At 71.0% G+C, this 13,483-nt stretch carries 10 protein-coding genes; 7 read left to right on the forward strand and 3 right to left on the reverse strand.

The window, feature by feature from the left end; all coding sequences use genetic code 11:
• The first annotated feature begins 96 nt into the window (after positions 1-96).
• From ABZ478_RS01045 to ABZ478_RS01055, 3 genes are read left to right on the forward strand one after another with little or no spacing between them, the layout of a single operon-like run.
• Positions 97-1,563 carry a sodium:solute symporter gene (locus tag ABZ478_RS01045; RefSeq protein WP_359544399.1) on the forward strand — a complete coding sequence of 489 codons (1,467 nt, stop codon included), beginning with the start codon at positions 97-99 and terminating at the stop codon, positions 1,561-1,563.
• A 56-nt stretch (positions 1,564-1,619) separates the two neighbouring features.
• Complete coding sequence (gene speB, locus ABZ478_RS01050) at positions 1,620-2,591, forward strand: agmatinase (RefSeq protein WP_358937901.1); 972 nt, start codon at positions 1,620-1,622, stop codon at positions 2,589-2,591.
• Positions 2,592-2,596: 5 nt separating this feature from the next.
• Complete coding sequence (locus tag ABZ478_RS01055; protein ID WP_359544400.1) at positions 2,597-4,282, forward strand: thiamine pyrophosphate-binding protein; 1,686 nt, start codon at positions 2,597-2,599, stop codon at positions 4,280-4,282.
• Between the two features lie 70 nt (positions 4,283-4,352).
• On the opposite strand, the gene ABZ478_RS01060 is transcribed toward ABZ478_RS01055, so the two are convergent.
• Together ABZ478_RS01060 and ABZ478_RS01065 are read right to left on the reverse strand one after the other, a co-directional pair.
• Positions 4,353-5,156 (reverse strand): endonuclease, encoded by an 804-nt coding sequence (locus ABZ478_RS01060; protein WP_359544401.1) that lies wholly within the window; start codon positions 5,154-5,156, stop codon positions 4,353-4,355.
• Positions 5,157-5,325: 169 nt separating this feature from the next.
• Positions 5,326-5,703 carry a hypothetical protein gene (locus ABZ478_RS01065; protein WP_359544402.1) on the reverse strand — a complete coding sequence of 126 codons (378 nt, stop codon included), beginning with the start codon at positions 5,701-5,703 and terminating at the stop codon, positions 5,326-5,328.
• Positions 5,704-5,775: 72 nt separating this feature from the next.
• Here ABZ478_RS01065 and ABZ478_RS01070 point away from each other — a divergent pair, with 72 nt between their 5' ends.
• From ABZ478_RS01070 to ABZ478_RS01085, 4 genes are all read left to right on the forward strand, one after another.
• Complete coding sequence (locus ABZ478_RS01070) at positions 5,776-6,699, forward strand: serine hydrolase (protein ID WP_359544403.1); 924 nt, start codon at positions 5,776-5,778, stop codon at positions 6,697-6,699.
• A 123-nt stretch (positions 6,700-6,822) separates the two neighbouring features.
• A complete protein-coding gene (locus ABZ478_RS01075; protein ID WP_359544404.1) occupies positions 6,823-10,542 on the forward strand; it encodes an ABC transporter ATP-binding protein in 3,720 nt (1,239 codons plus the stop codon).
• Positions 10,543-10,668: 126 nt separating this feature from the next.
• Positions 10,669-11,061, forward strand: coding sequence for a hypothetical protein (locus ABZ478_RS01080; protein ID WP_359544405.1), 393 nt, complete (start codon positions 10,669-10,671; stop codon positions 11,059-11,061).
• Between the two features lie 152 nt (positions 11,062-11,213).
• Positions 11,214-12,635: a S28 family serine protease gene (locus ABZ478_RS01085; RefSeq protein ID WP_359544406.1), complete on the forward strand. Its 1,422-nt coding sequence runs from the start codon at positions 11,214-11,216 to the stop codon at positions 12,633-12,635.
• Positions 12,636-12,711: 76 nt separating this feature from the next.
• On the opposite strand, the gene ABZ478_RS01090 is transcribed toward ABZ478_RS01085, so the two are convergent.
• Complete coding sequence (locus tag ABZ478_RS01090; protein WP_359544407.1) at positions 12,712-13,356, reverse strand: dihydrofolate reductase family protein; 645 nt, start codon at positions 13,354-13,356, stop codon at positions 12,712-12,714.
• Between the last annotated feature and the right edge of the window lie 127 nt (positions 13,357-13,483).

A 13,483-nucleotide genomic window follows, 5' to 3' on the forward strand; every position in this document is an offset into this window, starting at 1 on the left:
GCGGGTACGGGCGGATGTCCCCGCGATCCGCTGCCGTCACGTCCCCGTTGCAACCCGCACGACACGCCACCGGATGTGCGCGAAGGAGGGCCCCACATGGCCGTCGACTACACAGTGATCGTCGTCTATCTCGCCGGCATGCTGGCCATGGGCTGGTGGGGCATGCGCCGCGCCAAGTCCAAGAGCGAGTTCCTGGTCGCCGGCCGTCGTCTCGGGCCCGCCATGTACTCCGGCACCATGGCGGCGATCGTCCTCGGCGGCGCGTCCACCATCGGCGGCGTCGGACTCGGCTACCAGTACGGCCTCTCCGGCGCGTGGATGGTCTTCACCATCGGCCTCGGTCTGCTGGCCCTGTCCGTCTTCTTCTCGGCGCGCATCGCCCGGCTGAAGGTCTACACGGTCTCCGAGATGCTGGACCTCAGATACGGCGGCCGTGCCGGTGTGATCTCCGGGCTGGTCATGTGGGCCTACACCCTCATGCTCGCGGTGACGTCCACCATCGCGTACGCCACCATCTTCGACGTCCTCTTCGACATGAACCGCACCGTCGCGATCATCCTCGGCGGCTCGATCGTCGTCGCGTACTCGACGCTGGGCGGCATGTGGTCGATCACCGTCACCGACATGGTGCAGTTCGTGGTCAAGACGATCGGTGTGCTCCTGCTGCTCCTGCCCATCGCGGTGATCAAGGCGGGCGGCTTCTCCGAGATGAAGGCCAAGCTGCCGACCACGTACTTCGACCCGCTGGGCATCGGCGGCGAGACGATCTTCACCTACGTGCTGATCTACACCTTCGGCATGCTGATCGGCCAGGACATCTGGCAGCGCGTGTTCACCGCCCGCGGCGACAGGACGGCGAAGTGGGGCGGCACGGTCGCCGGCACCTACTGCCTCGCCTACGCCCTCGCCGGCGCCGTGATCGGCACGGCGGCCAAGGTGCTCTACCCCAAGCTGGGCAGCCCGGACGACGCGTTCGCCACCATCGTCAAGGACGAACTGCCCGTCGGTGTGCGCGGCCTGGTGCTGGCCGCCGCCCTCGCCGCCGTGATGTCGACGTCCTCCGGTGCCCTGATCGCCTGCGCCACCGTCGCCAACAACGACATCTGGTCGCGGCTGCGGGGCGTGGTCAGGCCCTCCGGCGAGGAGCACGACGAGGTCCGGGGCAACCGGGTCTTCATCCTGATCATGGGCGTCGGGGTGATCGGCACCGCGATCGCGCTGAACAACGTCGTCGAGGCCCTGACGGTCGCCTACAACCTCCTCGTCGGCGGCCTGCTCGTGCCCATCCTCGGCGGCCTGCTGTGGAAGCGCGGCACCGCGCAGGGCGCGCTGGCCTCCGTGATCGTCGGCGGCCTCGCCGTGATCGGCCTGATGGCGGGCTACGGCATCCTCGCCAACGAGCCCGTCTACTACGGCCTGCTCGCCTCCCTCGTCGTCTACGTCGCCGTCTCCCTGGTGACCAGGCCCACCGACGAGACCGTCCTCGCCGCCTGGCGGGAACGCCTCGCGGGACGGTCCCCCGAACCCGAACTCGCGTCCGAACCGGTAGCGGCGCACCAGTAGAGTCGTACAGGAAGCGTTACAAGCGTGATGAAGCGCTGGAAAGAAGGCATTTGACCATGAGCAGCAACGAGACGCCCCGCGGCCCCGTCGACTCCTCCCGCGTCCCGCGGTACGCCGGGCCCGCGACCTTCGCCCGGCTGCCCCGCCTCGACGAGGTCGGCACCGCCGACGTCGCCGTGGTGGGCGTGCCGTTCGACTCCGGCGTCTCGTACCGGCCGGGCGCCCGCTTCGGCGGCAACGCGATCCGCGAGGCGTCCCGGCTGCTGCGCCCCTACAACCCGGCGCAGGACGCCTCCCCCTTCGCCCTCGCGCAGGTCGCGGACGGCGGCGACATCGCCGTGAACCCGTTCAACATCAACGAGGCCGTGGAGACCATCGAGGCGGCGGCCGACGACCTCCTGGGTACGGGCGCCCGGCTGATGACCCTCGGCGGCGACCACACCATCGCGCTGCCCCTGCTGCGCTCGGTGGCGAAGAAGCACGGCCCGGTGGCCCTGCTCCACTTCGACGCCCACCTGGACACCTGGGACACCTACTTCGGCGCCGAGTACACCCACGGCACCCCGTTCCGCCGCGCCGTGGAGGAGGGCATCCTCGACACCGAGGCGCTCTCCCACGTCGGCACCCGCGGTCCGCTGTACGGCAAGCAGGACCTCACCGACGACGAGAAGATGGGCTTCGGCATCGTCACCTCGGCGGACGTCTACCGCCGCGGCGCCGACGAGGTGGCCGACCAGCTCCGCCAGCGGATCGGCGACCGTCCGCTGTACATCTCCATCGACATCGACTGCCTCGACCCGGCCCACGCCCCGGGCACCGGCACCCCGGAGGCGGGCGGCATGACCTCCCGCGAGCTGCTGGAGATCCTGCGCGGGCTGGCGTCCTGCAACCTGGTGTCGGCGGACGTCGTGGAGGTCGCCCCCGCGTACGACCACGCGGAGATCACCTCGGTGGCGGCCTCCCACACGGCCTACGAACTGACCACCATCATGAGCCGCCAGATCGCGGCGGCCCGGAAGGACGCGTAAGCGAAGTGACTCACGACCACGACCTGGTGCTCCGCCCGACCGAGGCACAGATCTCGACCGCGCTGAACCCTCCCCCGGGGCGCACCGGCGGGGACCTGGTCGTGGAAACCCTGGCCGGGCTCGGCGCGACCACCGTGTTCGGCCTGCCGGGCCAGCACGCCCTCGGCATGTTCGACGCCCTGCGCCGCTCGTCGCTGCGCTACATCGGCCTGCGGGTGGAGAACAACGCGGGCTTCGCGGCCGACGCGTACGGCCGGGTCACCGGTGAGGCGGCCCCGCTGCTGCTCTCCACCGGCCCGGGCGCGCTGACCTCGCTGGCCGCGCTCCAGGAGGCCGCCGCGGCCTCCGCGCCCGTGCTGGCGATCAGCAGCCAGATCCCGACGGCCGGCCTGGGCGGCGGCCGACACGGCTACCTCCACGAACTCCCCGACCAGGCGGCCTCGTTCCGGGGAGTGGTCAAGTCGGTGCACACCGTCCGCACCCAGTCCCAGATCCCGTCGGCGATCGCCGAGGCGTGGAAGTCGGCGCTCTCCGCTCCGCACGGCCCGGTGTGGGTGGAGATCCCCCAGGACGTACTGCTCTCCCCGACCCCGCTTCCGGTGGTGACGGCGATGGACGCCACCCCGGACGACCTTCTCCCGCGCCCCGAGCTGACCGCGGTGGCGGCCGACCTGCTGTCCCGTGCGGCCCGCCCGGCGATCATCGCGGGCGGCGGAGTCGTACGGTCGGACGCGTGCGGCAAGCTGAAGGCGCTGGCGGAGAAGCTGGACGCCCCGGTGGTGACGACGTTCGGCGGCAAGGGCGCCTTCCCCTGGGAGCACCCCCTCTCCCTCCAGTCCTGGCTGGAGGACCGCCACACCACCGACTTCCTGGAGGACGCCGACGTCCTCCTGGTCGTCGGCTCGGGCCTCGGCGAACTCTCCTCGAACTACCACACGTTCAAGCCGCGCGGCCGGGTGATCCAGATCGAGGCCGACCTCGGCAAGCTGGAGTCCAACCACCCGGCCCTCGGCATCCACGCGGATGCCCGCCTCGCCCTCCAGGCCCTGCTGGAGACGGTGGAGGAGCGCGCGGACGAGTCGGCGCCGGAGCGGGTACGGGAGCTGCTCGCCAAGGTCGCGGACCGTATCGCGGGCCAGGAGCTCACCCTGGAACAGGACGTACTGGCCGCCGTCCGCGGCGCCCTCCCCCCCGGCTCCCCGTCGTTCTGGGACATGACGATCCTGGCGTACTGGGCCTGGTCGGCCTTCGACCCCCGGGGCACCAACACCATGCACTCCGCCCAGGGCGCCGGCGGCCTCGGCTACGGCTTCCCGGCGGCACTCGGCGCGGCGGCGGCCGACCCGACCCGACCCGTCCTCGCGGTCTCCGGTGACGGCGGCGCCCTGTACTCGATCGCCGAACTGGCCACGGCCCGCCAGTACGACCTGCCGGTCACCTGGCTGATCGTCGACGACGGCGGCTACGGCATCCTCCGCGAGTACATGACCGACGCCTTCGGCCAGGCGACGGCGACGGAACTGACCCGCCCGGACTATGTGGCGCTGGCCGAGTCCTTCGGGGTGCCGGGGGTCCGTACGACCCCAGAGACCCTGGAGGCGGACCTCACCAAGGCGCTGGCCACGCCCGGTCCTTCGGTGGTCGTACTCCCCGCGGTCCTGCGGATGTTCGCGCCGACCCATCTGGGCTGACCGGCCGCGCCGGACGCCGGACGCCGGTGAACCTCCCCTGTGCAGGGGGAGGTTCGCCGCCGTCGTGCGTCTACCAGATCGCGTCGACCCACTCCGGGTGGTCGATGAACGGGTTGCGGTTGTGCTGGTAGGTGTCGTAGATGACCTGGTTGCGCTTCTCCTCGAAGGCGCTCGGCGGGTCCTCGTCGTTCCACTGCTTGAGGACGGACAGTTTGCCGATGTACGGGTTGCTGCCGTTGCTGACCTTCTCGTTGGGCTCCAGGTCGGCGAAGCCGTCGCCCCCGTCGTAGCGGACCGCCATGTAGAGGATCATGCGGGCCACGTCGCCCTTGTCCGCGTCGCGCGGCTCGAAGGAGTCGGAGTCGGTGAGGCTGCCGCCCCCGCCGCTGACCGCGCTGCCGCCGTTGTCGAAGTCCTTGTTGCCACGGATGCTGTTGACCTGGACGTCCGCGGGGCGCAGGTGGTGCAGGTCGGTGCCGGGACCGGTCACCTCGCCGAAGTCGCCGTGCGACTTGGCCCACACGTGCTCGCGGTTCCAGTCGCCGGTGCTGCCGCCGTTGAGGGACTTGGCGCGTGAGACGCCGCTGTAGAGCAGGATCACGTTGCCGCTGTTGTTCGGGTCCTGGTCGGTGACCTTCAAGGCGTTCCAGACCGCCGAGTACGAGATCTTGCTCTGGCTGCTGATGATGGTGTGCAGCGAGGACTTGAGGCTCGCGCCCGTCCTGCCGACGGCGTTCTTGTAGTACGTGCTGTCGTACGAGGTCGTCGTCGCGCTCGCCGGGGAGGCGATCGCCGTGGGCAGGGTGAGGCCGACGAGCAGAGCCGAGACGGCCAGTGCCGGAGCCTTCCAGCGGTGCATGTGCGTCACGGGCATGTGGGGGCCGATCTACGCGGGTTGATTGAGCGGACAGCCGGAGCGTGACATGGACATGCGTAAATGGCGGTGAAGGAGAGGTGACCGTTGTGTGTCGGAACCCGGCAAGTCGCCTGCGGAAAGGGTCATTTGACGCGGCGGCGGCCCCCGCCCGGGGCGCCCTTTCAGGTCAGTCGAAGAGCCGGGAGAACTTCTTCCTGTACTCGGCCATCTGGGCGTCGTAACCGGCTTTGTGCTGTGCGAGTTCACGGGCGTTGAAGGTGTTGGTCCGCGGCAGCCCGGGCTGCAGGAGATCCGGTACCGACTGGAAGGCCTCCTTCGCGGCCTCCCATCCCGTTCCGCCCTTTCCGCGTAGACGCACGAGTTCGTCGTACGAGTAGTGCTGCTTGTAATGCGTCTCCCCGATGCGGTCCCAGATGTTGTCCTTCGGGTCGAACTCGTCCGGGCTGAGCAGCCTGTCGTCGGACGAAGCGAGGTAGCGCAGCACCGCCAGCGCGGCGAACAGGCGCCCCGACCGCTTGAATCCGCTTTCGTTCTCCTCCGGCATGAGTGCAGCATTGCCACCCCCGTGACCGGCCACACGTACAACCGTCACCCGCCCCGGTGAGTCAACGCATGCATGACTTCCCGCACATCCGTACGCACCGGAGCGCTCGCGGCCGCCCTCGGCGCCGCGGTGCTCATACCGGCCGTCGCCGCCGCCCCGGCCGCGGCGGCGACCGCGCCCACCGTCAGCTGTACGTCCGCAAAGGCGGGCCTGGCCGACAAACTGAAGAAGGACATCACCGCGGCGCTCGCGAACCGCAGGGGCACCGTCGCGATCGGCCTCTACGACCGGTCCACCAAGACGACCTGCACCTTGCGCGCCACCACCGCCTACGACTCGGCGAGCACCGTAAAGGTCACCGTGCTCGCCACGCTGCTGTGGGACGCCAAGAAGCACAACCGGTACCTGACCGACCGTGAGGCCTCGCTCGCCAAGGCCATGATCACCAAGTCGGACAACAACGCGACCAGCACGCTCTGGAAGCAGCTGGGCATGACGAAGATCAAGGGTTTCCTGTCCGCCGCCGGGATGACGAAGACGGTCCCCGGTGCGAACGGCTACTGGGGGCTGACCCAGGAGAACGTCACCGACGAGCAGAAGCTCCTCAAGCTCGTCACCGCGAAGAACACCGTGCTGAGCGACAACTCGCGCGCCTACATCCTCAAGCTCATGAACCAGGTCGTCTCCTCGCAGCGCTGGGGCACGCCGGCCGGGGCTCCGGCCACGGTCACCGTGCACGTCAAGAACGGCTGGCTGGAGCGCGCCACGCACGGCTGGCGGGTGCACAGCCTCGGCACCTTCAACGGCGGCGGCCACGACTACATGATGTCCGTGCTGACGCAGGACAACAGCACCATGGGCTACGGCGTCACCACCATCCAGAACGTGGCCAAGGCGATCCACAAGGACCTGGTGCCGACGACGTCCGCCGTGGCCCGCTACACCCCGACCAGCACGCCGAGCGAGGCGCACGTCGCGGTGCCCCCGCAGGGCTGAAGCGGCTCCGCCGCTCACGGGCACGGTCCTGGTGCCCGGCCCCGTTTTGTTGCGGGGGGATGAAATCCGCACGCCCCGGCGTTGGTGCCTTCCGGTAGAGCAGGACGACAGGAAGGCACCGGCGTGGCAGCGCAACGGGGATGGGCACGGCGGCTGGCGGGCTACGCCTGGCGGTATCCGAAGGACGTGGTCCTCGCCCTCGGCTCCTCCCTCGGCGGCATGGCCGTCATGGCCGTCGTCCCGCTGTTCACCAAGGTGATCATCGACGATGTGATCGGCGCCCACACCCGCTCCATGGCCGTGTGGGCCGGGGCCCTGCTCGGCGCGGCCGTCCTGGTCTACGTCTTCACCTACATCCGCCGCTACTACGGCGGACGCCTCGCCCTCGACGTCCAGCACGACCTGCGGACCGAGATGTACGGCACGATCACCCGCCTCGACGGCCGCCGCCAGGACGAGCTGTCCACCGGGCAGGTGGTCGGCCGGGCCACCAGCGACCTCCAGCTCATCCAGGGCCTGCTCTTCATGCTCCCGATGACCATCGGGAACGTCCTGCTCTTCCTGATCTCCCTGGTGATCATGGCGTGGCTGTCGCTGCCGCTGACCCTGGTCGCCCTCGCCGTGGCCCCCGCCCTGTACGCGATCGCCAAGCGCAGCCGCAGCAAGCTCCACCCCGCCACCTGGTACGCCCAGGCCCAGGCCGCGGCCGTGGCCGGTGTCGTGGACGGCGCGGTGAGCGGTGTCCGCGTGGTGAAGGGCTTCGGGCAGGAGGAGCAGGAGACCGGGAAGCTGCGCGAGGTCGGCCGCCGGCTCTTCGCGGGGCGGCTGCGCACCATCCGGCTGAACAGCAGGTTCACCCCCGCCCTGCAGGCGGTCCCCGCCCTCGGCCAGGTCGCCATGCTCGCCCTCGGCGGCTGGCTGGCCGTCCGCGGCCACATCACCCTCGGCACCTTCGTCGCCTTCTCCACCTACCTCGCCCAGCTCGTCGGCCCGGTCCGCATGCTCGCCGTGGTGCTCACCGTCGGGCAGCAGGCCCGGGCCGGCACCGAGCGCGTGCTGGAGCTGATCGACACCGAGCCGACCATGAAGGACGGCACCAAGACCCTCCCCGCCGACGCGCCGGCGACCGTCGAGTTCGACGACGTGTCGTTCGGCTACGCCGACGAGCGCCCCGTGCTCGACGGGCTCAGCTTCGGGATCCGGGCCGGCGAGACCCTGGCCGTCGTCGGCTCCTCCGGCTCCGGCAAGTCCACCGTCTCCCTGCTCCTGCCGCGCTTCTACGACGTCACCGGGGGCGCCGTCCTGATCGGCGGGCACGACGTGCGCGAGCTGACCCTGGACTCGCTCAGGGCCGCGATCGGCCTGGTCCCCGAGGACTCGTTCCTGTTCTCCGACACCGTCCGCGCGAACATCGCCTACGGCCGCCCGGACGCCACCGAGGAGGAGATCGAGGCCGCCTCCCGCGCCGCCCAGGCGGACCGGTTCATCAGCGAGCTGCCCGAGGGCTACGACACCAAGGTCGGCGAGCACGGCCTGACCCTCTCCGGTGGCCAGCGCCAGCGCGTCGCGCTCGCCCGCGCCCTGCTCAGCGACCCCCGCCTGCTGGTCCTGGACGACGCCACCTCCGCCGTGGACGCCCGCGTGGAGCACGAGATCCACGAGGCGCTGAAGCACGTGATGGAGGGCCGTACGACCCTGCTCATCGCCCACCGCCGCTCCACCCTGAACCTCGCCGACCGCATCGCCGTCCTGGACGGCGGCCGGCTCGCCGACCTCGGCACCCACGAGGAACTGCAGGAGCGCTGCGCCCTGTACCGCCGGTTGCTGACCGACCCCGACGAGCTGGGCGGCGTCTCCCCGGGCCACACCGGTCCCGCCGAGCCGCAGGAGGACACCAGCCTGCGCGAGGAGCTGGACGCCGAGTTCGACGCCGAGGCCGGCATCACCCCCAGGCTGTGGACGGGCGAGCGCCGGCCCAGGGACGCGGCCATGGCCGGCACCCCCGCCACCCCCGAGCTCCTGGCCGAGGTCGAGGCGCTGCCCCCGGCCACCGACGTCCCCGACGTCGACGAGGCCCGCGCGGTGCGCGCCGAAGCGGCGTACGGCCTGCGCCGCCTGCTGCACGGCTTCGGCCTGCCGCTGCTGGTCAGCCTGCTGCTGGTCGCCGTGGACGCGGGCGCGGGCCTGCTGCTGCCGGTGCTGATCCGGCACGGCATCGACCAGGGCGTCAGCAGGGCGGCCCTGGGCGCGGTGTGGGCCGCGTCGCTGCTGGGCCTGCTCACCGTGCTGGTGCAGTGGGTCGCGCAGATCGGCGAGACCCGGATGACCGGCCGCACCGGCGAGCGGGTGCTGTACGCGCTGCGGCTGAAGATCTTCGCCCAGCTCCAGCGGCTCGGCCTCGACTACTACGAGCGCGAGCTGACCGGCCGGATCATGACCCGGATGACGACGGACGTCGACGCCCTCTCCACCTTCCTGCAGACCGGCCTGGTCACCGCGTTCGTCTCGGTCGTCACGTTCTTCGGCATCATGGCCGCCCTGCTGGTGCTCGACGTACAGCTCGCCCTGGTCGTCTTCGCCACCCTGCCCCCGCTGATCATCGCCACCTTCTTCTTCCGCCGGGCCAGCGTGAAGGCGTACGAACTCGCCCGTGAGCGGGTGTCGCTGGTCAACGCGGACCTGCAGGAGTCGGTGGCCGGGCTCAGGATCGTGCAGGCGTTCCGGCGCGAGCCGGACGGCGCCCGCCGGTTCGCCGAGCGCAGCGACAGCTACCGCGCCGCCCGCATCCGCGGCCAGTGGCTGATCTCGGTCTACTTCCCCTTCGTCCAGCTGCTGTCCTCGGTCGCCGCGGCCGCCGTGCTGATCACCGGCGCCGGCCGGGTGGAGGCGGCCACGCTGACCACGGGCGCGCTGGTGGCGTACCTGCTCTACATCGACCTGTTCTTCGCCCCGGTCCAGCAGCTCTCCCAGGTCTTCGACGGCTACCAGCAGGCCACCGTCTCCCTCGGCCGTATCCAGGAGCTGCTGCGCGAACCGACCTCCACGGGCGCCGCCGACGAGCCCCGCGAGGTCGGCTCACTGCGCGGCGACATCGCCTTCGAGGACGTGTGCTTCGCCTACGGCGCCGACGAGGAGGCGCTGACCGGCATCGACCTGACGATCCCGGCCGGGCAGACGGTCGCCTTCGTCGGCGAGACCGGGGCCGGCAAGTCGACGCTGGTCAAGCTGGTGGCCCGGTTCTACGACCCCACCTCCGGCCGGGTCACGGCCGACGGCACGGATCTGCGCGCCCTGGACCTGACCTCGTACCGGCACCGCCTCGGGGTGGTCCCGCAGGAGGCGTACCTCTTCCCGGGCACCGTCCGGGACGCCATCGCCTACGGCCGCCCCCACGCCACCGACGCCGAGGTCGAGGCGGCGGCGCGGGCGGTCGGCGCGCACGAGATGATCGCCACGCTCGACGGCGGCTACCTGCACGAGGTCGCCGAGCGCGGCCGCAACCTCTCGGCCGGCCAGCGCCAGCTCATCGCGCTCGCCCGCGCCGAGCTGGTCGACCCGGACGTCCTGCTCCTCGACGAGGCCACGGCCGCCCTGGACCTGGCCACCGAGGCCCAGGTCAACCAGGCCACCGACCGGCTGGCGGGCCGCCGCACCACGCTGGTGGTCGCGCACCGGCTGACCACGGCCGCGCGCGCCGACCGGGTGGTGGTCATGGACCACGGCCGGGTGGTGGAGGACGGCACCCACGACGAACTCCTGGCGCGTGACGGCCGGTACGCCGAGCTGTGGCGGACCTTCGTCGGCCAGTCCGAACCGGAGGAGCCGGTCGGCGCCACCCGCTGAGCACCCCGGAGGGCCTTCCCGCCGACGGTCGTGCAACCATCCGACACATGTCGTGCGTCCGTACATCAGTACGGTCGTCGGTGACGTATGCCGGGGACGTATGACCGCGGTAGGGGGAGGACGACGATGGACTGTGGTGCGATACGCCGGCGTCTGGCGCTCGGCGCGGCCGCGCTGGCCGCCTCCGGCGCGCTCGCCCTCGCGGTGCCCGGCGCCGCCCAGGCGGCCCCGGCCGGTTCCTGCGCCGGACGCGAGGTACGCACCCTGCCCTTCAGCGCCGGCGTCGTGCACGTCTACAAGCGCAACGGCTACGTCTGTGCCGTCACCGTGGCCCGGCACCCCGGCGCCAGACGCCTCATGTCGGTCAGCGTCCAGGCCCGCGGCAACCGGCCGGTCGCGGACGCGGGCCGGTTCAAGCACCACGCCGGCCCGGTGACCGTGCACGCCGGGCAGCGCTGCGTGTGGGTGCGGGGCTCGGTGGGCCGCGCCTCGGTCAGCTCCGGCTGGTTCCTGTGCTGAACCGCTGAATCCCCGAGCCCCTGAGCTCTTTGGCCATCGATCCGTACGGCCATGTGACCGCAGACCGCCCCAAACCGCACAACCCCCTCTGGTGTCACGCCAGTTGCTCCGCTAGCTTCCGGCGGACATCTGTCTCACAGGGGAGAGTGCGCATGCGCAAGGCGCTCAGATGGCTGCTGGCGCTCACGGTGTTCATAGGCACGCTGAGCACAGCGGGCGCGGCCACCGCCGCCCAGTCCGAGCCCGACATCAAGGACCGGCTCCTGGCGATACCCGGCATGAGCCTGGTCCAGGAGAAGCCGTACCCCGGCTACCGGTACTTCGTACTGAACTACACCCAGCCGGTCGATCACCGGCACCCGTCCAAGGGCACCTTCCAGCAGCGGATCACCGTGCTGCACAAGGACACCAGCCGCCCGACGGTCTTCTACACCGGCGGCTACAACGTCTCCACGACCCCGTCCCGACGGGAACCCACCCAGATCGTGGACGGCAACCAGGTCTCCCTGGAGTACCGCTTCTTCACCCCGTCCCGGCCCGCACCGGCCGACTGGTCCAAGCTGGACATCTGGCAGGCGGCCAGTGACCAGCACCGGGTCTACCAGGCCCTGAAGCCGATCTACTCCGCCAACTGGCTGGCCACCGGCGGCTCCAAGGGCGGCATGACGGCCACCTACTTCGAGCGCTTCTACCCGCGCGACATGGACGGCGTGATCGCCTACGTCGCCCCCAACGACGTCGTCAACAAGGAGGACTCGGCGTACGACCGGTTCTTCGCGGGCGTCGGCACCAAGGAGTGCCGGGACCGGCTGAACGCCGTCCAGCGGGAGGCGCTGGTCCGCCGCGAGCCGCTGGAGAAGAGGTACGCGCAGTACGCCGCCGACAATGGCTACACCTTCGACACCATCGGCGGTCTGGACAAGGCCTACGAGGCGGTCGTCCTCGACTACGTCTGGGGCTTCTGGCAGTACAGCCTGCTGAAGGACTGCGACACGATCCCCGCCGCGGCGGCGACCGCGACCGACGACGCGATCTGGGACTCGGTCGACGCCATCTCCGGCTTCTCCGCCTACACCGACCAGGGCCTGGAGACGTACACGCCGTACTACTACCAGGCGGGCACCCAGTTGGGCGCGCCCAGCATCCACTTCCCGTACATCGAGAAGAAGCTGATCCGCTACGGCTACCAGCCGCCGCGCAACTTCGTGCCCCGCTCCATCCCGATGCGCTTCCAGCCGGACGCGATGCGGGACGTGGACAGCTGGGTCCGGCAGCACGCCCGGCACATGCTCTTCGTCTACGGCGAGAACGACCCGTGGGGTTCGGAGCGGTTCCGCGTCGGCGCGGGTGCCCGTGACTCGTACGTCTTCACCGCCCCCGGCATGAACCACGGGGCCAACGTGGCGGGCCTGGTGCCCGACCAGAAGGCGCTGGCCACGGCCCGCATCCTGGAGTGGGCGGGCGTCGCGCCCGCCGCCGTCCAGGCGGACCCGTCCGCGGCCAGGCCGCTGGCGCGCCACGACGCGAAGCTGGACGTCCGGGACGTCGAGCGCGAGCCCGCGCTGCGTCCCTGACCCGCCGGTGCCGGTCCCTCGACACGGAGGGGCCGGCACCGCCCGGCGCCGGGACGACGGTGTCCGGCGCCCGCCGTCACCTCCGCCAGAACAGGTGGTGCGTCACGCCGCTCGGGCTGGGCACGACCTCCAGGTGGAAGCGGTCGAGCAGCTCGTCCGGCGACTCCCAGAGCCGGAGCCCGGACCCGAACTTCACCGGCGAGACCGCCACGTGCAGGGTGTCCACCAGGTCGGCGTCCAGGAACTGCCGGACGGTGGTCACCCCGCCGCCGAGCCGGACGTCCTCGCCCCGCGCCGCCTCGCGCGCCTGCTCCAGGACCGTCGCCGGATCGCCGTCGACGAAGTGGAACGTGGTGTCCGAGAGCGTGAACGAGGGACGCGGGTGGTGGGTCATGACGAACACCGGCGTGCGGAACGGGGGTTCCTCACCCCACCAGCCGCGCCACTCGTGGTCCTGCCAGGGCCCGCGCTGCGGTCCGAACTTGTTGCGGCCCATGATCTCCGCCCCGATGCCGTGGGCGAAGTCCCGCGTGAAGTAGTCGTCGAGCCCCCGGCTGCCCCCGGGGTCGGTGCGGTTGGGCCAGCTCGCCGTTGCCCCGGCCCAGCCGAAGAGCCGCTCGGCACCGGCCAGGCCGAACGGCTGCTCGAAACTCTGGTCCTCCCCGGCGGCGATCCCGTCACTCGAGACGTTGAAGTTCTGCACTCTCAGCAGTTGAGCCATGGTTCCTCCCGTGTCATCGGCCACTGTGGTGCAGACTCCCCGGGCGACGAAAACTCACCGGTGCGGCGGGTCGCCGAAACTCACCCGTGCGGCCGTCCGCCCGGACGGAACCCGTCGCCACCCGCTG

Origin of the sequence: Streptomyces sp. NPDC005706 (assembly GCF_040631045.1) — a bacterium.
In the GTDB taxonomy this organism is placed as follows: domain Bacteria; phylum Actinomycetota; class Actinomycetes; order Streptomycetales; family Streptomycetaceae; genus Streptomyces.

Excerpts from the sequence above, each read along its gene's own strand:
- ABZ478_RS01045 (WP_359544399.1), top strand. The coding sequence starts at position 97 with ATGGCCGTCGACTACACAGTGATCGTCGTCTATCTCGCCGGCATGCTG.
- ABZ478_RS01070 (WP_359544403.1), top strand. The coding sequence starts at position 5,776 with ATGACTTCCCGCACATCCGTACGCACCGGAGCGCTCGCGGCCGCCCTC.
- ABZ478_RS01085 (WP_359544406.1), top strand. The coding sequence starts at position 11,214 with ATGCGCAAGGCGCTCAGATGGCTGCTGGCGCTCACGGTGTTCATAGGC.
- ABZ478_RS01080 (WP_359544405.1), top strand. The coding sequence starts at position 10,669 with ATGGACTGTGGTGCGATACGCCGGCGTCTGGCGCTCGGCGCGGCCGCG.
- ABZ478_RS01065 (WP_359544402.1), bottom strand. The coding sequence starts at position 5,703 with ATGCCGGAGGAGAACGAAAGCGGATTCAAGCGGTCGGGGCGCCTGTTC.
- ABZ478_RS01060 (WP_359544401.1), bottom strand. The coding sequence starts at position 5,156 with ATGCCCGTGACGCACATGCACCGCTGGAAGGCTCCGGCACTGGCCGTC.
- speB (WP_358937901.1), top strand. The coding sequence starts at position 1,620 with ATGAGCAGCAACGAGACGCCCCGCGGCCCCGTCGACTCCTCCCGCGTC.
- ABZ478_RS01090 (WP_359544407.1), bottom strand. The coding sequence starts at position 13,356 with ATGGCTCAACTGCTGAGAGTGCAGAACTTCAACGTCTCGAGTGACGGG.